Genomic DNA, 18,053 nt, shown 5'->3' on the forward strand with positions numbered 1-18,053 from the left:
TCAGCCAGGCGGCCAATGGCCGGCCGCGTTGAACGGGTTATGTTTGATGGTTCTTAGCATCCAGAGTTGCTCACTCCGCTGACGACATCGTTATGAACAATGATGAGGCCAAGAAGGTCCTCGAGACCGCCTTGCTGTGCGCGCGCGAGCCGATGACGATCCACGCGATGAAGAAGCTGTTCGTCGACGTGGACAGGAACGGCCAGCCGATCGGCGCCGGCGTCGGGTCGGATACGATCAAGATCCTGCTCGAGGAATTGCGCCAGGATTGGCAGGATCGCGGCATCGAGATCGTCAGCCTGGCATCGGGCTGGCGCTTCCAGAGCCGCCCCGAAATGAAGCCTTACCTGGACCGCATCGCGCCGGAAAAGCCGCCGAAATACTCGCGGGCGACGCTGGAAACGCTGGCGATCATCGCCTACCGCCAGCCGGTGACGCGCGGCGACATCGAGGAAATCCGCGGCGTGGCCGTGAATTCGCAGACGATCAAGATGCTGGAAGACCGCGGCTGGATCGACGTGGTGGGCCACCGCGAAGTGCCCGGCCGCCCCGCGCTGCTGGGCACGACGAAGCAGTTCCTCGATGACCTGGGGCTCGCCGCGCTGTCCCAGTTGCCGCCGCTGCAGCAGGTGGCCGACATCGGCGCCGGGCGCAGCCTGGAGGCGCTGGAAGCGGCGCTGCAACAATTTGACGACACTTCACCCGTTGAAGTCCCGAACCACGACCAAGCGCTCGCGTCCAACGACTGATCGTCGCGCCAGGTCAGCAAAACCAAGAAATGAATGATGAAGCCAACTGACATGAACGAGACGATCCCTGCCGAGGCAGGACAGGAGACGGCCGCCAAGCCGAAGCGCCGCACGAAGCCCAAGGCGGAGGCGGTGCAAGCCGCCCCCGAGGGCGCGCAGCCCGACGCCGCCATCAAACCCAAGCGCACGCGCAAGACGGCCGCCCAGAAAGCGGCCGAAGCCGCCGGCGGCGCGGATGCCGGCGCCGTGACGCCAGCCGCATCCGAGCAGGCCGCCGCGCCGGCGCCGCGCAAGCCGCGCGCCCGCAAGGCCGCCGACGTGGCGCCGGCAGCCGCCGAGTCCGCACCGGCAGCCGATGCCGCAGCATCGGCTGCCGCAGCATCGGCTGCCGCAGCTCCTGCGCCCGCTGCCGCGGCACCGGCGCACGCCGACGACGCCGGCAACCAGCGCAAGCCGCGCGGTCCGCGCCAGATGCGCGAACAGCGCCAGCAGCGCGACGCCCGCCAGCCGGCGCGCACCGACGCCGATGTCGCCGTGGATGCGACGCCCGCCGTGGCCGGCGCCGCAGCGCCCGAAGCGGGCCGCAACGAACAGCGCCGCGACCAGCGCGGCGGCAAGCAGCAGAAGAAGAAAGGCCAGCAGCGCGGCCAGCAGGCGCAAGGCGGCCAGCAAGGCGCGCAGCAGGGCACGCAAGCGGCCGGCCAGCAACAGGGCCAGCAGCAGGGCCGGAACAAGAACGCGAAAAACAATGCCCGGCCGGCCAAGGGCGGCAAGGGCAACGACGCGGATGCCGTGTTCTCGTTCGTCACGTCGGACGCGTTCGACGCGAACGAGGGCGGCCGCGGCCAGGCCCAGCCGGCCAAGGCGCGCCGCGACCTGACGGCCGAGGACGACGCGCCCAAGCTGCACAAGGTGCTGGCGGAGGCGGGCCTCGGCTCGCGCCGCGACATGGAAGAGCTGATCATCGCGGGCCGCGTGTCCGTCAACGGCGAACCGGCGCACATCGGCCAGCGCATCCTGCCGACCGACGCCGTGCGCATCAACGGCAAGCTGCTGCAGCGCCGCGTATCCAACAAGCCGCCGCGCGTGCTCGTTTACCACAAGCCGGCCGGCGAGATCGTCAGCGCGGACGATCCGGAAGGCCGTCCGTCCGTGTTCGACCGCCTGCCGACGATGAAGACCGGCAAATGGCTGGCCGTCGGCCGCCTCGACTTCAACACCGAGGGCCTGCTGCTGTTCACGAATTCCGGCGACCTGGCGAACCGCCTGATGCACCCTCGCTACAACATCGACCGCGAATACGCCGTGCGCACGCTGGGCGAGCTGGAAGAGGGCATGCGCCAGAAGCTGCTGGCCGGCGTGGAACTCGATGACGGTACCGCGTCGTTCACGAAGATCGTGGACGGCGGCGGCGAAGGCGTGAACCGCTGGTATCGCGTCGTCATCGGCGAGGGCCGCAACCGCGAGGTGCGCCGCATGTTCGAGGCCGTCGGCCTGACCGTGTCGCGCCTCATCCGTACCCGCTACGGCGCCATGACCTTGCCGTCGGGCCTGAAGCGCGGTCGCTGGGAAGAGCTGGAAGAAAACGATGTGCGCCGTTTCCTCGATGCGTTCGGCGTCGAGAAGAAGGGCGGCAACGGCAACGCCGCCGGCACCGGCAAGGGCCAGGCGAAGGGGCAGGGCGGCAAGGACCGCGGCGCCGGCAATCCGGACGATCACCGCTCGAACGGCAACCGCATCGATCGCGCCGACGCCAACCGCAACGTCGATCCGTTCGGTCCGCCGGTGGTCCGTGTCGGTACTGGCCGCGACACCGGCATCCTCGGGACCGGCCGCGCGCCGCAGGGCGGCGGCCGCGGTGGCCAAGGTGGTCAGGGTGGCCGCGGTGGTCAGGGTGGTCAGGGTGGTCGCGGCAAGGCGATGGGCGGCCAGGGCGGCCAAGGCCGCGGCACCGCCAAGGGGCCGCGCCAGCCCGATCCGCTGCAGACGACGTTCGGCTTCGGCGGCAACGGCCCCGGCCGCCGTAACCAGGGTCCGCGCGTGAGCGACCACGGCATGCCGCGCCGCGGCCGTCGCGGTTGAGTCGGAAATGACGCCGTTCGGCGGGCTCGCGAAGTCCGTCGAACGTCGGCGTTGTCCGGTCATGCCGCGCGAAAATGAACCGCCCGCAGCGTCGCGTTGACCAAAAGAGTAGACTGTTGCATAGCTGTTCATTTTGCAGTGCGGCGATTGCGGCCGACCCTGTATCGGGTTATAATGCGTGTCCTAACCCGAGTGCTTCCCAATATTGTTTTGGCGAACAAGCTCCTGTTGGGAAAACAAAAGATGGGCAGTTGCCCATTTTTTTTTTGTTGAATCGTTTTAAGGGTCCGGCACCGGACCGTGGAGAAACCTGTGCAGTTGTTTGATTTGATTGCCAAGACAGTCAGCGGACTGGGCTACGAACTCGTCGATATCGAACGGGCCGAGCGAGGCATCCTGCGCGTGTTTATCGACTTCCCGGCGGCAGTGTCGGATGAAAAGGGACCGATCTCGGTCGAGGATTGCGCCACGGTGAGCCACCAGCTGTCGCACGTGTTGACGGTCGAAAACGTCGACTACGAGCGCCTGGAAGTGTCGTCGCCCGGACTGGACCGTCCGGTGCGCACCCTGGCCGACTTCGAACGCTTTGCCGGCAGCGAATGCACGGTCAAGCTGCGCGTCGCGATGCCCGGCAGCGCGAACCGCAAGACCTACACGGGCATCCTGCATGCACCGCAAGGCGAGAAGATCGGGTTGGAATTTGAAAGCAAGGACGGACCGGCGTTGCTGGAATTTACGCTGGCCGAACTCGACAAGGCACGCCTCGTGCCAAAGGTGGATTTTAGGAGTCGCAAAGCATGAGTCGCGAAATTTTGTTACTGGTTGATGCGCTCGCGCGCGAAAAGAACGTCGATAAGGAAGTGGTCTTCGGGGCGCTCGAGTTCGCCCTGGCGCAAGCTACGAAAAAGCGCTACGAAGGCGAGGTCGACATTCGCGTGTCCATCGACCGCGACACTGGCGAATTCGAAACGTTCCGCCGCTGGCACGTCGTGCCGGACGAAGCGGGCCTGCAACTGCCCGACCAGGAAATCCTGCACTTCGAAGCGAAAGAGCAGATCCCCGACATCGAAGTCGACGAATACATCGAAGAGCCGATCGAGTCGGTCGAGTTCGGCCGCCGCTTCGCCCAGGACACCAAGCAGGTCGTGCTGCAGCGCGTGCGCGATGCCGAACGCGAGCAGATCCTGCAAGACTTCCTGGAGCGCGGCGACGCCCTCGTCACCGGCACCATCAAGCGCATGGAACGCGGCGATGCGATCGTCGAATCGGGCAAGATCGAGGCGCGCCTGCCGCGCGACCAGATGATCCCGAAGGAAAACCTGCGCATCGGCGACCGCGTCCGCGCCTACATCCTGCGCGTCGACCGCAATATGCGCGGCCCGCAGGTGATCCTGTCGCGTACGGCACCGGAATTCATCATGAAACTGTTCGAACTCGAAGTACCCGAGATCGAGCAGGGCCTGCTGCAGATCAAGTCGGCCGCCCGCGACCCGGGCGTGCGCGCGAAGATCGCTGTCTTTACGTCGGACAAGCGCATCGACCCGATCGGCACCTGCGTCGGCATGCGCGGTTCGCGCGTGCAGGCCGTGACCGGCGAGCTGGGCGGCGAGCGTGTGGACATCGTGCTGTGGTCGGAAGATCCGGCGCAGTTCGTGATCGGCGCGCTGGCCCCGGCCAACGTGTCGTCGATCATGGTGGATGAAGAGAAGCACGCGATGGACGTCGTCGTCGACGAGGAAAACCTCGCGATCGCGATCGGCCGTTCGGGCCAGAACGTACGCCTGGCGTCCGAGCTGACCGGCTGGAAGATCAACATCATGACCGCCGAAGAGTCGGCCAACAAGGCCGAGCAGGAAACGGCTGCCGTGCGTGCGCTGTTCATGGCAAAGCTGGACGTGGACGAGGAAGTGGCGAACATCCTGGTCGAGGAAGGTTTCTCGAGCCTTGAAGAAGTCGCCTACGTGCCCATCTCGGAAATGCTGGAGATCGAATCGTTCGACGAAGACACCGTCAACGAACTGCGTACCCGTGCACGCGACGCGCTGGTGACCGAGGCGATCGCTTCCGAGGAAGGTCTCGAGGGCATGGAAGAGGCGCTGGCCAACCTGGACGGCATGGACCGTACCACGGCGGGCAAGCTGGGCCTCGCCGGCATCAAGACCCTGGAGCAATTCGCGGGTCTGGCGTACGACGAGTTCAGCGCCATCCTGGCGCTGCCGACCGAGCGTGCCCGTGAACTGATCAAGAATGAATTTAATGATGTGACCGACGATGAGATGAAACTGGTCGACGCCAAGTACGACGACCGGGCCAAGGCCCTGCAGGCGAAAGCCTGGAGCCAGGTAGAAACGGCCAAGGCATAAGAAGGAGCGAAGACCGGAGCGACATGCCATCCGGTCTTCGCGCTTTCTTAAGCAAGCAAAATTCTTTATCATCTCGCGACACATAGAAAAGAGGACTGAATGGCGAGTAACAACGTAGCCCAATTTGCCACCGAACTGAAGATGCCTGCAGATTTGCTGCTGACGCAGCTGCGTTCTGCCGGCGTCGAGAAAAGTTCGACGTCAGATCCCTTGTCCAAGGATGATAAGGATAAGCTGCTGAACCATCTGCGCCGTACCCACGGTGCCGCCGAATCCGGCGAAAAGAAGAAGATCACGGTGACCCGCAAGGAAACCTCCGAGATCAAGCAGGCTGACGCAAGCGGCAAATCGCGCACGATCCAGGTCGAAGTGCGCAAGAAGCGCACCTTCGTGCAGCGTGACGACCTCGTCACGCCGAAAGCGGCTGCCCAGCAGTCGCCCGTCGTCGACGCCGCGGAGCAGGCGCGCCGCGACGAAGACGCGCGCCGCCAGGCCGAGCTGATCGCGCGCCAGGAAGCGGAACTGCGCGAGAAGCAGGAACGCCTGGCCAAGCTCGAATCCGAGAAGGCCGAGCAGGCGAAGGCGGCCGAGGAGCAGGCGAAGCGCGACGCCGAAGAGCGCGCCAAGCGCGACGCGGCCGAAGCCGCGGAGCAGGCGGCAGCGGCCGCCCAGGCATCGGCCGGCGCCGCCGACGATGCGAAACGCGCCGCCGCGGACGAAGCCAAGAAGGCAGCGGCCGAGGAAGCCAAGCGCCGTGCCGACGAGGCCGCCAAGGAAGCCGCCGAACGCGCTGCCGCCACCGAGCGCGCACGCAAGGCCGTGGCCGATGAAGTGGCCCAGATCAAGGCCATGATGGCCCAGCCGCGCCGCGTCATCAAGGCACCGGAAGTCGTGCCCGCCGCGAAGCCGAAGGCAGCCGAGCCGAGCACCTTGCACAAGCCGGCGACGACCGCGAAGCCGGCCGACGCCAAGAAGGACGATGCGAGCAGCCGTGCCAAGCCGGGCGATAAGAAGTCGATCAAGTCGGCCAATGTCGCGTCGACGTGGTCGGACGAGAAGAAGCGCGGCGGTCCGGGCGCCGGCACGAAGGGTCGCGGCAACGCGGCGCCGACGGGCCGCGACGGCTGGCGTGCGGGCGGCGGCCGTGGCGGCCGTCGTGGCGGCCATGACGATCGCGAATCGAATTTCCAGGCCCCGACGGAAGCCATCGTGCGCGACGTGCACGTGCCGGAAACCATCACCGTGGCCGAACTGGCGCACAAGATGGCCGTCAAGGCATCGGAAGTCATCAAGCAGCTGATGAAGCTGGGCCAGATGTGCACCATCAACCAGGTGCTGGACCAGGAAACGGCGATGATCGTCGTCGAAGAGATGGGCCACAAGGCGCATCCCGCCGCCGTGGACGATCCGGAAGCCGTGCTGGCCGACCAGGGTGAGCACCACGAGTTCGAATCGAAGCCGCGCGCACCGGTCGTCACCGTCATGGGTCACGTCGACCACGGTAAGACGTCGCTGCTGGACTACATCCGCCGTGCCAAAGTGGCGGCGGGCGAGGCCGGCGGCATCACCCAGCACATCGGTGCGTACCACGTGGACACGCCGCGCGGCATGGTCACGTTCCTCGACACCCCGGGTCACGAAGCCTTCACGGCGATGCGTGCCCGCGGCGCCAAGGCGACCGACATCGTCATCCTCGTGGTGGCGGCCGACGACGGCGTGATGCCGCAGACGAAGGAAGCGATCGCCCACGCGAAAGCGGCCGGCGTGCCCCTCGTCGTGGCGATCAACAAGATCGATAAGCAGGGTGCCAATACGGACCGCGTGACGCAGGAACTGGTCGCGGAAGGCGTCGTGCCGGAAGAATACGGCGGCGAGTCGCCGTTCGTCCCGGTGTCGGCCAAGACGGGCCAGGGCATCGACGACCTGCTGGAAAACGTGCTGCTGCAGGCCGAAGTGCTGGAACTGAAGGCGCCGGTGGAATCGCTGGCGCGCGGCCTCGTCGTCGAGGCCCGCCTCGACAAGGGCCGCGGCCCGGTCGCGACGATCCTCGTGCAGTCGGGTACCCTGAAGCGCGGCGACGTCGTGCTGGCGGGTTCCTCGTTCGGCCGTGTCCGTGCGATGCTGGACGAGAACGGCAAGTCGGTGACCGAAGCCGGTCCGTCCTTCCCGGTCGAGATCCAGGGCTTGACGGAAGTGCCGAGTGCCGGCGAAGAAGTCATGGTCATGGCCGACGAGCGCAAGGCGCGCGAAATCGCGCTGTTCCGTCAAGGTAAGTTCCGCGACGTGAAGCTGGCCAAGCAGCAGGCAGCCAAGCTGGAGAACATTCTCGACCAGATGGGCGAAGGCGAAGTCAAGAACCTGCCGCTCATCGTCAAGACGGACGTGCAGGGTTCGCAGGAAGCACTGGTCGGTTCGCTGCAGAAGCTGTCGACGTCGGAAGTGCGTGTGCAGATCGTGCACGCGGCCGTCGGCGGCATCACGGAATCGGACGTCAACCTGGCGACCGCGTCGAAGGCGGTCATCATCGGCTTCAACGCCCGTGCCGACGCCCAGGCGCGCAAGCTGGCCGAGACGAACGGCGTCGACATCCGTTACTACAGCATCATTTACGATGCGATCGACGAGATCAAGACGGCTCTGTCGGGCATGCTGGCGCCGGAGAAGCGCGAGCACGTCACGGGCCAGGTGGAAATCCGCCAGGTCATCCTCGTGTCGAAAGTCGGCGCGATCGCGGGCTGCCTCGTCACGGACGGCGTCGTCAAGCGTACCTCGTCGGTCCGCCTGCTGCGCAACAACATCGTCGTGTGGACGGGCGAGATCGACTCGCTCAAGCGCTTCAAGGACGATGCGAAGGAAGTGCGCGCCGGTCTCGAGTGCGGTCTGTCGCTGAAGAACTACAACGACATCCAGGTCGGCGACGTCCTGGAAGTGTTCGAAGTTCAGGAAGTGGCGCGTACGCTGTAATCGGACTCTCCTTCGATAGGAGTAGCATTGGGGCTGGCAAGCCTGCGCCGCATGGCGCGGGCCGCTGGCCCCAAGTTTTTTATAAGTCGTAAACAACATGGCAAAACACAGCAAAAGCATTCCCCAGCGCGGCCTGCGCGTGGCCGACCAGATCCAGAAGGACTTGTCGGAACTGATCGCCTTCGAACTGAAGGATCCGCGCGTCGGCATGGTCACCATCAGCGAAGTCAAGCTGACGCCGGACTACGCGCACGCGAAAATCTATTTCACCTTGCTCAAGGACAGCCCGGAAGAGATCAAGCAGACGCTGGAAGGCCTGACGAAGGCGTCCGGCTACCTGCGCAATCTGCTCGGCAAGCGTCTGCACATCCATACCTTGCCACAACTTCACTTCGTGCACGACACGTCGACGAGCCGCGGCCTCGCGATGTCGGCGCTGATCGACCAGGCCAATGCGACGCGCGCGAAAGACGATGTGGCCGACACCGGCGCCGCCGAAGATTCGGATTCCGAGTGAACGCACGTCCCCCGAAAAAGCCCCGTGACCTCGTCGACGGGGTGCTCCTCATCGACAAGCCCGTCGGCCTGTCGTCGAACGATGCGCTGACGAAGGTGAAACGCATCGTCAACGCGAAGAAGGCGGGCCACACGGGCACCTTGGACCCGTTCGCCACGGGCCTGCTGCCGTTGTGCTTCGGCGAAGCAACCAAGTTTTCGCAAGACTTGCTGGAAGCGGACAAGACGTATGACGCCGTCGTCCACCTGGGCGTCACGACGACGACGGGCGACACGGAAGGGGAGGTCGTCGAGACGCGTCCCGTCGGCGTGACGGTCGAACAGATCGAAGCGGCGCTGGTCAAGTTCCGCGGCCCCATCCTGCAGATTCCCCCGATGTACTCGGCGCTGAAGCGCGACGGCAAGGCGCTGTACGAGTACGCGCGTGAAGGCATCACCCTGGAACGCGAAGCCCGTCCGGTGACGATCCACAAGCTCGAGATGCTCGCGTATGACGCGCCGATGCTCACGATCCGCGTGACGTGCAGCAAGGGCACGTACGTGCGCGTGCTGGGCGAGGACATCGGCGCCGCGCTCGGCTGCGGCGCGCACCTGAACGCGCTGCGCCGGACAGGGGTCGGCGCGCTGACGGTGGCCGGCATGGTGACCTTGGAACAGTTGCAGGCGCACGACGATCCGCTGTCGCTGCTGGCCCCCGTCGATGCCTTGTTGTCGAGCTTCCCGCGCGTCGACCTGACGCCGGAGCTGGCCGCACGCTTCCTCAACGGGCAGCGCCTCGCGCTGAACCGCGAGCCGGTCGCGCTGCCGGAGACAACCGGCAGGGTGCGCGTGTACCACGACGGCAAATTGCTGGGTACGGCCATCCTGCAGGACTATGGCGTGCTGGCGCCGGAACGGTTGATCGCGCGGCCGCAAGCCTGAAAAGCTTGCTTCGGCGCCAACATTGCGCCAGAATCTGGATGTTGTCTTAACGCAAACGAGAGGCCGTCCAGATGCACGCGATCGCACCGACCCGCACCGAAGCACGCCTGGCCGGCCAGGCCACGGGCGCCATGTTCTTTTTCGTGTTTGGCGGCGTCTGGCTCGAAGGCTGGGCGCACCAGTCCGGGGCCGGCGCGCCCGTGTTCGTCGTCATCGCCGCGCTGGCGCTCGCGCTGCTGGCCGTTGCGTGGCGCCGCTTCCGCCGCTACGCGCCCGCACTCGCGCGCGAGGCCGACACGCCCGAGCGGCGCCGCGCCAAGCGCGTTTTCAACATGGTGAACGCGGGGCAGTGGATCGTGATCTTCATCCTCATGCAGGTGCTCAACAACCTCGGCAAGGGCGCCTGGATCATCCCGATGGCCATGGCCGTCATCGGCCTGCATTTCCTGCCGCTGGCCCATGTGTTCAAGAATCCGCCGCATTACGTGACGGGCGCGGCCATGGTCGCGTTCGCCGCGCTGTATCCGCTGCTGGCCAGCGGCGGCCCGACGGCGCCCGTGGGCTTCCTCGGCGCGGGCCTCATCCTGTGGCTCAGCGCCGCCTGGGCACTGCGCGCCTGACGTCATCGTCCTTCAACATTTCGCCGTTATTCTGACGATGCAGGCCGTTGCGGTGCAGCAGAGGTCTGTAAGCATGCTATACTAGTGGGTTCCGGAAGTCGAAAGTCTCGAGCTCTTCCGCCCATCACGCAACATTTACTGTTGAAAACGCATATGTCAGACACCAAACGCGCGATTCGTAATATCGCAATCATCGCCCACGTTGACCACGGCAAGACCACCCTGGTGGACCAGCTGCTGCGCCAATCCGGCACTTTCCGTGAAAACCAGGCGGTCGACACCCGCGTGATGGACTCGAACGATCTCGAGAAAGAACGCGGCATTACGATTCTGTCGAAGAACTGCGCCGTTGAATACGAAGGCACGCATATCAACATCGTCGACACCCCGGGCCACGCCGACTTCGGCGGTGAGGTCGAGCGCGTGCTGTCGATGGTCGACTCCGTGCTGCTGCTGGTCGACGCGCAGGAAGGTCCGATGCCGCAGACCCGCTTCGTCACGCGCAAGGCGCTGGCGCTGGGCCTGAAGCCGATCGTCGTCGTCAACAAGATCGACCGTCCGGGCGCACGCGCCGACTGGGCGATCAACCAGACGTTCGAACTGTTCGACAAGCTGGGCGCCAACGACGAGCAGCTGGACTTCCCGATCGTCTACGCCTCGGGCCTGAACGGCTACGCCGGCATGGATGAAAGCGTGCGCGGCGGCGACATGAAGCCGCTGTTCGACGCCATCCTGAAATACGTGCCGGTGCGTGACGACAATCCGGACGGCCCGCTGCAGATGCAGATCACGTCGCTCGACTACTCGTCGTACGTCGGCAAGATCGGTATCGGCCGCGTCAACCGCGGTCGCGTCAAGCCGGGCATGGACGTGCTGGTCGTGAACGGCCAGGACGACAAGAACCCGATCAAGGGCCGCATCAACCAGGTGCTGAACTTCAAGGGCCTGGAGCGCGTGCTGGTCGATGAAGCCGTCGCCGGCGACATCGTGCTGATCAACGGTATCGAAGACATCGGCATCGGCGTGACCGTGACCGCCGTGGATACCCCGGAAGCGCTGCCGATGCTGACCGTCGACGAGCCCACGCTGACCATGAACTTCATGGTCAACAACTCGCCGCTGGCCGGCCGCGAAGGCAAGTTCGTCACCAGCCGCCAGCTGCGCGACCGCCTGGACCGCGAACTGAAGTCGAACGTGGCACTGCGCGTCCTGCCGACGCCGGACGATACCGTGTTCGAAGTGTCGGGCCGTGGCGAGCTGCACCTGACCATCCTGCTGGAAAACATGCGCCGTGAAGGCTTCGAGCTCGCGGTGTCGCGTCCGCGCGTCGTGTTCAAGGAAATCGACGGCGTGAAATGCGAGCCGTACGAAAACCTGACCGTCGACGTCGAGGAAGTGAACCAGGGCGGCGTGATGGAAGAACTGGGCCGCCGCCGTGGCGACCTGCAGAACATGGAATCGGACGGCAAAGGCCGCGTCCGCCTGGAATACCGCATCCCGGCCCGTGGCCTGATCGGCTTCCAGGGTGACTTCATGACGCTGACGCGCGGCACCGGCCTGATGAGCCACGTGTTCGACGCCTACTCGCCGGTCGACAATGGCAAGGGCGAACTGGCCGGCCGTCGCAACGGCGTGCTGATCTCGCAGGATGACGGCCAGGCCGTCGCCTACGCACTGTGGAAGCTGCAGGACCGCGGCCGCATGTTCGTCGAGCACAACACCCCGGTGTACGAAGGCATGATCATCGGCATCCACTCGCGCGACAACGACCTGGTCGTCAACCCGATCAAGGGCAAGCAGCTGACCAACGTGCGCGCGTCGGGTACCGATGAAGCCGTGCGCCTCGTGCCGCCGATCCAGATGTCGCTGGAATACGCCGTCGAGTTCATCGAGGACGATGAACTGGTCGAGATCACGCCGAAGAGCATCCGCCTGCGCAAGCGTCACCTGAAGGAACACGAGCGCAAGAAGGCCAGCCGCGAAGCCGCGTAAGCCGCTTCCCGAGCCAACGAAAAACCCGCTGCCTGCAGCGGGTTTTTTTATGGCTCAAAAAGCCATCGCTTTGGCTCCTCGCGCAAGTCAATACGGCACTATTTTCGAAAGGAAAGTATTAGCATGGTGTCCACTTAATTGACATTCGATTAAGCCGCGTGTTCGAACGAAAACAAAGGAGACTCCATGAAATTGCTGAAACAACTGACCGTCGTCGCTGCCCTGTCCTCGATCGCCTCGTACGCCTCGGCCCTGACGCCGATCGCCGACCAGGACCTGTCGGCCGTGTCCGGCCGTGACGGTGTGTCGATCGCCGCCGACCTGCATGTGAACATCGGTTCCTTCGTCTACACGGACACGGATGCCGCCGGTGGGTCGGTGAGCTTCAACAACATCAAGATCAACGGTGCGATCGCCGCCACGATCGACATCATCAACAACGCCACCTTCAAGAGCGAAGTCAGCGCCTACAACGCGGACGGCAGCGCCAACACGAACACCACGCTGGGCGTGATCTCGCCACTGGCCGTTCCCGGCGCCAGCCCGGGCCTGGCAGCGTTCCAGCCGACCGGCGACGTCGTTAAGATCGCTATCCCGAAAGTCGACACCAACAAGAACCTGAGCATGTCGGTCGACTCGATCAAGATGGGCAATTCGACCGCATCGTTCGGTTCGATGGCCGCCAACGACATCAAGCTGCAGGGCACCACTGTGTACATCTGGGCACACTGATCGGTACTCGGGCGCGCGCAAAAGCGCGCCCGAATGTGTCACCGGACTGGCTCAGGAATCCATCGATTTGGCTCCATGAGCAAGGACAAAAGGATGTGGTTATTGAAGCGGAAGTAATAACATTGTTTTCACTTAATTGACTTCCGATAAACGGATTCAGTTAAGAAAAAGCGGTCCCGACGCTGCCGTCCCGACAGGCCACAAGCCGGAGAGGAACCGAAGCGGACGCGCGGGGAAGCCCCGAAGAGATTCCCGTCGATCACAATAACACTGGAGATACCATGAAACTGCTGAAACAACTGACCGTCGTCGCTGCCCTGTCCTCGATCGCTTCGTACGCATCGGCCCTGACCCCGATCGCCGATTCCGATCTGTCCAAAGTATCGGGCCGTGACGGTGTGTCGATCGCCGCTGACCTGCATGTCAACATCGGTTCGTTCGTGTACACGGACACCGACGCAGCCGGCGGTTCGGTGAGCTTCAACAACATCAAGATGACGGGTGCAATCGCTGCCACGATCGACATCATCAACAACGCCACGTTCCAGGCTGACGCCAGCGCAGCATCGGGCGCATCCAGCGTGCTGGGCGTGACGGGCGGTGCAGGTCTGGCTGCCTTCATGCCGGCTGGCGACGTGGTCAAGATCGCCATCCCGCAAGTCGACACCAACAAGAACCTGAGCATGTCGGTCGACTCCATCAAGATGGGCAACTCGAGCGCTTCGTACGGTTCGTTCGCTGCCAACGACATCAAGCTGCAAGGCACCACGGTCTACATCTGGGCGCACTAAGCGTCGAGGTTGGGTGATGGACGGCCCGAGGGTTTACCCCGGGCCGTTTTTTTGACCTCCGTTTTCCCGGGTTCTCTATGCGCACCACCATGTTCCGCTTCAGCGCGCGCCGCGTCCGGACCGCGCTCATGAAGCTCTTATTGGCGCCCTTATTGGCGCCCTTGCTGGCACTCATGCTGCTGCCCGGCGCGGCAAAAGCCCAGATGCGCGCGCTGTCCGACAACGAACTGTCCACCGTCAGCGGCCAAGGCCTGTTCACGGTCGGGAACTCCAGCTACAACGGTTTCGATTTCACCCGCATCAGCCTCGATGCGGACGTCACATTGAACGCCAACCTGGCCAATATGCGCCTGGGCGAATACAACTACGCGCCCCGCAACGGCACGGGCGCGGACCTCGACATCAGCGCGCTGCAATTCGGCCGCACCGACGGCACCGCGGCCCAGCGGCTCGTGCAGATCACCAATCCGTATTTCGAATTCGTTTATAAAAACACCGGCGTCAACAACCAGCGCGAGATGGTCGGCATGCGCCTCGGCTTCGACGGCATCTCCGGCGACGTCGGCATGAAGATCGCCAGCTTGTCCGGCTCCATGCGCATCGACGCGGGCGCGAACGGCATCATCGACAGCATGAACGACGCCGGCGGCGGCAAGCGCTGGGACGGCACGTGCTCGGGCTGCACGCCGCTGTCCAGCGTGGGCGGCGTGACGGCCGGTGACGCCAACGGGCCGAGCCGCGATTTCTGGATCTCGATCCTCAAGACGCCGGTCCAATTTCAGGCAGGTTCCGGCATGCCCGCGCTCACCGACGCCCAAGCGGGCATCTGGCTGAACTGGCGCGACAAGCTGACGGCGCTGAACCTCACCGGCACAGTGCCGGTCAATAACGCGACGGGGCATTGATGCGCACCCGGGCCGCCATCGTCCTGTTGTGCGTGCCGGCCCTCGCGGCCGCGCTCGAGCCGCTGCCGGACACCGCCCTCGCGAAAGTGGCCGGACGTGACGGCATGAGCTTCAACCTGTCGAACTTCGCCATGGCGGGCAACGCGGAAATGCGTTACTACACGCCCGGCGGCGACAGCTTCAGCATCGGCAACCTCAGTGCGTCGCGTTCCGACAACACGGATGCGCCGTTCGCCGATCCTTATCGCCTCGACGTGATCAGCGGCGGGCCCGGCCGCGCCGACATCATCAACATCGCGTTCCCGGCGAACGTGGCGGGCCGTGAAGTGTGGCAGATCGCCTACGATTTCGGCGTGAACGCGAACGGCATCGACGTGAAGGGCGGCAGCGTGATCCTGAAGGATCTCGTGTACTACGGCGGCGGGATACAGTGGTCGACGCCGACCGTCGGCGACGGCCTCGCGTTCGGCCTCGCCCGACGGCTCGAGCTGGGCAGCCTCACCTTGGCGCCGAACGGGCGCGACGCGACGGGGGAGGCGATGGTGCTGTCGAACGTGAAGATCGGCGCCGCCACGGCCGACGGTTCCGCGCCCACGGCGCCGTGGCAAATCGCCGACGTGACGAATCAGCCCGGCATCTTCAACGCGCGCACGGACGACACGGGCAAGTCGAGCCTGCACCTCGGCGTCAACTGGCCCGAGGCCGGGCAGACGGCGCCCAGCGGCACGCTGCAGATCGGGAACATCAGCTTCCGCAGCGACGCGGGTGTCAACATGGACCTGGGCAGTTCGCGCATCGGGTCGATCCAGTTGCAGTACCTCGACGTCAAATTCCATTGATAATGAGCCCGCGCCTGCGCCTCCTCGCCTTCCTCCTGCCGGCCATGCTGTGCGGGGCAGCCTGGGCGGGACCGCAGCGGCTCGACGACGACGAACTGGCGCAGGTGCGCGGCGCCGACGGCGTCAGCTTCGCCGTGCGCCTGCAATTGAACCGCCCCGACGACGGCACCGTCGGCGACAGCCGCCTGACGATCGGCCAGACGGTCGACGGCCGCACGACGTACACGGTGCTCAAGAACGTCGGCGGCCTGATCCAGATGGTGGGCTTGAACATCAGTGCGCAGACGGCCGGCGACGGCACGAACTACCTGGCGCTCACCTTGCCGGCGTGGACGAAGTTCACGGACACCGGCTTCGAATCCCTGAGCGTGCAGGCCGATCCGCGCGGGCCCGTGACGGACAGCCTGGGCCGGGTCACCCTGAACGGCGAGCTCCAGATGCAGGGCCAGCTGCGCCTGTGGTCGCATTGACGGCCGACTGTCCATGCGCGTTCAGCCGGTCTTGCTGAAATTCGCCGGGCGCCTTGCCGAACCAGCGCAGGCACGCGCGGTGGAAGGCGCTGGGGTCGGCGAAACCCAGCTTGTAGCTGAGGTTCTTGACGCTGATGCGGTCGCTGCCGAGGTATTGCTGGGCAATCGTGCGCCGCACCTCGTCGACGAGCGTGGAGAAGTCGGTACCTTCGTCGGCCAGGCGGCGCTGCAGGGTGCGCTCGCTGATCGCGAGGCGCCGCGCCACCGCGTCGCGCAGGGCGCCGCCCTGGTCGATCATCGCCGGCAGCAGCTCGCGCACGCGCGCGGCCACGCTCGTGCGCTCGGCCTGCGCGAGGCGTTCGTCGAGCAGGCGGAACAGGCCTTCGGCCGCGAGCGGATTCGCGGTCGGGATCGGCGCCGAGATGTCGGCATTGGCGAATTCGAGTGCGTTCGCGGGCGCGCCGAAGCGCACGGGGCAGCCGTATTTTTGCGCGTACGGCGTGACGTCGGCCGGCGCCGGGTAGGCGTATTCGACGAGGACGGGCTTCAGGTCGGGACGGGCACCGACGAAGCGCATCGTCTCGAGCAGCAGGTTCCAGGTGAAATCGTAGCGCGCCTGCGGCACGGCGCGCGTGCCGCCGACGAGGTTCAGGCCCACGCGCACGCGGTCCGCCTTCGGCTCGATCGTGGGGCGCACGACGGGCGACACGAGCGGCATGTAGCGCGCGAGGTTGTCCGCGGCCTGACGCAGCGTGGGCGACGCGAGCATCAGGTGGCCCAGCACGCCGAGCCAGCTGAGCGGGTCGGGCGCGAACACGCGAAAGCCGATCAGCGGATCGCCGCTCGCGGTCACGAGGGCTTCCCACAGGCGGCTGAACTGGTCGGACAACGCGAGCAGGTCGGTCGCGCGCTCGCCGTGCGCGCCGTGCTCGAACCATTCGATGCCGGCCTGGGCAAACAGGGCGTCGACATCGATGCCCTCGGCGCCGAGGGAAGCCTTGATGCGTTGCACCACGTCCGTGGCGGACAGGTACTTCACGCTGGCGACCGCGTGCGTGCGGACGCGTCCTGCGCTGGTCTCATGCTTGGTCTCCTTACTCGTCGGATGGCCCCGGATTCTTCGTGTTTGCCCAGGTGCCTTTTTTATTATGTGTGCATGCGAAATCTCAACGCTTCGGAAAATGACCTCGTGTTTATCAAAAATCGCTCATTTTCGATAGGCAAGATTTTTTATTTGACGCAACGCAACCCGGAATTTCATGAAAGCCGGGCAGGGTTTTCAGGCGCGCGCCTGCTGGCGCGCACGAGCGGGCGTGATGCCGTACGCGGCCGCGAAACAGGCCGTCATATGACTCTGGCTGTTGAAGCCGCATTGCGCCGCAACACGGGCGATCGAGAAGCTCGTCCGGGTGAGTAATTCGTGCACGCGTTCGAGGCGTAAACGCAACACATAGCGATGCGGCGTCATGCCCATCGCTTCCTGGAAGATGCGGCGGAAGTGCGATTCCGACACGCCGGCCCGCTCGGCCAGCTCGGCGTTGGACAGCTCGCTCGACAGGTTGTGGCCGATCCATTCCAGCACGCCCTGCAGGCGCCCGAGCTGCAGCGCGTCCGGCGGCAGGTGCCGGCCCGTCTTGCCTTCCAGGACGCGGCACGCCTGCTCGATCATCAGCGCGGAAGCCCGCTCGACGAAACCCGCGTTCGGCGTACTGCTGCGGGCGATCTCCGCCAGCACCTGCTGGGCGGTCGCGTGCACGAGCTGGTCGGAGAAGGTGGGCGACTTGGCGCGCGCGGCGAGCAGCCGCTGCAACTGGCGCACCATCTCGTGGTCCGGGTCGAGGAAGTGGAACATCGCCATGTCGATCGCGCCGAAGAACGTCCAGCGGCTGGCGAAACCGGGCTGGAAGATGGTGGCGGCGCCGGCCAGGAAGTCGAACGAACGGCCCGCACTGCGTCCAGCTGTTGCGCGCGCGCCACCAAGATGGCAGGCGAGGACCATCGAATCCAGCGGCGGCACTTCGCATCCGCCCAGCTGGAAGATGTAGCGCTCCGCGCGCAGCGGCACGCCGGTGATCTCCACGCTGGTTACGGGCTCGCCCAAGGCATTGC

At 65.2% G+C, this 18,053-nt stretch carries 15 protein-coding genes and 1 pseudogene; 14 read left to right on the top strand and 2 right to left on the bottom strand.

Annotated features, from left to right (window positions below; genetic code table 11):
- Nucleotides 1-92: 92 nt before the first annotated feature.
- The 14 genes and pseudogenes from scpB to NX784_RS12305 all read left to right on the top strand — a co-directional run.
- Nucleotides 93-686, top strand: a pseudogene (scpB, locus tag NX784_RS12240) (SMC-Scp complex subunit ScpB); the annotation flags it as partial.
- 99 nt (nt 687-785) lie between these two features.
- Nucleotides 786-2,831 (top strand): 23S rRNA pseudouridine(2605) synthase RluB, encoded by a 2,046-nt coding sequence (gene rluB / locus NX784_RS12245; RefSeq protein ID WP_258817005.1) that lies wholly within the window; start codon nt 786-788, stop codon nt 2,829-2,831.
- 312 nt (nt 2,832-3,143) lie between these two features.
- A complete protein-coding gene (gene rimP / locus NX784_RS12250) occupies nt 3,144-3,632 on the top strand; it encodes a ribosome maturation factor RimP (RefSeq protein WP_258817006.1) in 489 nt (162 codons plus the stop codon).
- Nucleotides 3,629-5,194, top strand: a complete 1,566-nt coding sequence (nusA, locus tag NX784_RS12255; protein ID WP_258816938.1) for a transcription termination factor NusA — start codon at nt 3,629-3,631, stop codon at nt 5,192-5,194. The genes rimP and nusA overlap by 4 nt, the downstream gene beginning before the upstream one ends.
- Nucleotides 5,195-5,293: 99 nt before the next feature.
- A complete protein-coding gene (infB, locus tag NX784_RS12260; protein ID WP_258816939.1) occupies nt 5,294-8,158 on the top strand; it encodes a translation initiation factor IF-2 in 2,865 nt (954 codons plus the stop codon).
- A gap of 97 nt (nt 8,159-8,255) precedes the next feature.
- A complete protein-coding gene (gene rbfA / locus NX784_RS12265) occupies nt 8,256-8,675 on the top strand; it encodes a 30S ribosome-binding factor RbfA (RefSeq protein WP_258816941.1) in 420 nt (139 codons plus the stop codon).
- Complete coding sequence (gene truB, locus NX784_RS12270; protein ID WP_258816942.1) at nt 8,672-9,595, top strand: tRNA pseudouridine(55) synthase TruB; 924 nt, start codon at nt 8,672-8,674, stop codon at nt 9,593-9,595. Before rbfA ends, truB begins: the two co-directional genes overlap by 4 nt.
- 71 nt (nt 9,596-9,666) lie before the next feature.
- Nucleotides 9,667-10,215 (top strand): hypothetical protein, encoded by a 549-nt coding sequence (locus tag NX784_RS12275; protein ID WP_258816943.1) that lies wholly within the window; start codon nt 9,667-9,669, stop codon nt 10,213-10,215.
- A gap of 153 nt (nt 10,216-10,368) precedes the next feature.
- Entirely contained in the window at nt 10,369-12,207 is a 1,839-nt protein-coding gene (typA, locus tag NX784_RS12280) for a translational GTPase TypA (protein WP_056123327.1), read from the top strand.
- A gap of 186 nt (nt 12,208-12,393) precedes the next feature.
- Nucleotides 12,394-12,939, top strand: a complete 546-nt coding sequence (locus NX784_RS12285) for a DUF6160 family protein (RefSeq protein WP_258816944.1) — start codon at nt 12,394-12,396, stop codon at nt 12,937-12,939.
- A 281-nt stretch (nt 12,940-13,220) separates the two neighbouring features.
- Entirely contained in the window at nt 13,221-13,730 is a 510-nt protein-coding gene (locus NX784_RS12290; protein ID WP_258816945.1) for a DUF6160 family protein, read from the top strand.
- Nucleotides 13,731-13,858: 128 nt separating this feature from the next.
- Nucleotides 13,859-14,635, top strand: coding sequence for a hypothetical protein (locus NX784_RS12295; RefSeq protein ID WP_258816946.1), 777 nt, complete (start codon nt 13,859-13,861; stop codon nt 14,633-14,635).
- The gene (locus NX784_RS12300) at nt 14,635-15,474 is read left to right on the top strand and encodes a hypothetical protein (RefSeq protein ID WP_258816947.1); all 840 of its coding nucleotides are present in this window, start codon (nt 14,635-14,637) and stop codon (nt 15,472-15,474) included. Before NX784_RS12295 ends, NX784_RS12300 begins: the two co-directional genes overlap by 1 nt.
- 2 nt (nt 15,475-15,476) lie before the next feature.
- Nucleotides 15,477-15,944 (top strand): hypothetical protein, encoded by a 468-nt coding sequence (locus tag NX784_RS12305; RefSeq protein WP_258816948.1) that lies wholly within the window; start codon nt 15,477-15,479, stop codon nt 15,942-15,944.
- On the opposite strand, the gene NX784_RS12310 is transcribed toward NX784_RS12305, so the two are convergent.
- Complete coding sequence (locus tag NX784_RS12310) at nt 15,889-16,983, bottom strand: AraC family transcriptional regulator (RefSeq protein WP_258816949.1); 1,095 nt, start codon at nt 16,981-16,983, stop codon at nt 15,889-15,891. The two genes, NX784_RS12305 and NX784_RS12310, sit on opposite strands and share 56 nt — an antisense overlap.
- 240 nt (nt 16,984-17,223) lie before the next feature.
- The gene (locus NX784_RS12315) at nt 17,224-18,045 is read right to left on the bottom strand and encodes a helix-turn-helix domain-containing protein (RefSeq protein WP_258816950.1); all 822 of its coding nucleotides are present in this window, start codon (nt 18,043-18,045) and stop codon (nt 17,224-17,226) included.
- Nucleotides 18,046-18,053: the final 8 nt, after the last annotated feature.

Origin of the sequence: Massilia pinisoli (assembly GCF_024753285.1) — a bacterium.
In the GTDB taxonomy this organism is placed as follows: domain Bacteria; phylum Pseudomonadota; class Gammaproteobacteria; order Burkholderiales; family Burkholderiaceae_D; genus Telluria; species Telluria pinisoli.

Excerpts from the sequence above, each read along its gene's own strand:
- rbfA (WP_258816941.1), top strand. The coding sequence starts at position 8,256 with ATGGCAAAACACAGCAAAAGCATTCCCCAGCGCGGCCTGCGCGTGGCC.
- NX784_RS12295 (WP_258816946.1), top strand. The coding sequence starts at position 13,859 with ATGAAGCTCTTATTGGCGCCCTTATTGGCGCCCTTGCTGGCACTCATG.
- NX784_RS12285 (WP_258816944.1), top strand. The coding sequence starts at position 12,394 with ATGAAATTGCTGAAACAACTGACCGTCGTCGCTGCCCTGTCCTCGATC.
- NX784_RS12290 (WP_258816945.1), top strand. The coding sequence starts at position 13,221 with ATGAAACTGCTGAAACAACTGACCGTCGTCGCTGCCCTGTCCTCGATC.
- NX784_RS12275 (WP_258816943.1), top strand. The coding sequence starts at position 9,667 with ATGCACGCGATCGCACCGACCCGCACCGAAGCACGCCTGGCCGGCCAG.
- typA (WP_056123327.1), top strand. The coding sequence starts at position 10,369 with ATGTCAGACACCAAACGCGCGATTCGTAATATCGCAATCATCGCCCAC.
- NX784_RS12300 (WP_258816947.1), top strand. The coding sequence starts at position 14,635 with ATGCGCACCCGGGCCGCCATCGTCCTGTTGTGCGTGCCGGCCCTCGCG.
- nusA (WP_258816938.1), top strand. The coding sequence starts at position 3,629 with ATGAGTCGCGAAATTTTGTTACTGGTTGATGCGCTCGCGCGCGAAAAG.
- NX784_RS12305 (WP_258816948.1), top strand. The coding sequence starts at position 15,477 with ATGAGCCCGCGCCTGCGCCTCCTCGCCTTCCTCCTGCCGGCCATGCTG.
- rluB (WP_258817005.1), top strand. The coding sequence starts at position 786 with ATGAAGCCAACTGACATGAACGAGACGATCCCTGCCGAGGCAGGACAG.
- infB (WP_258816939.1), top strand. The coding sequence starts at position 5,294 with ATGGCGAGTAACAACGTAGCCCAATTTGCCACCGAACTGAAGATGCCT.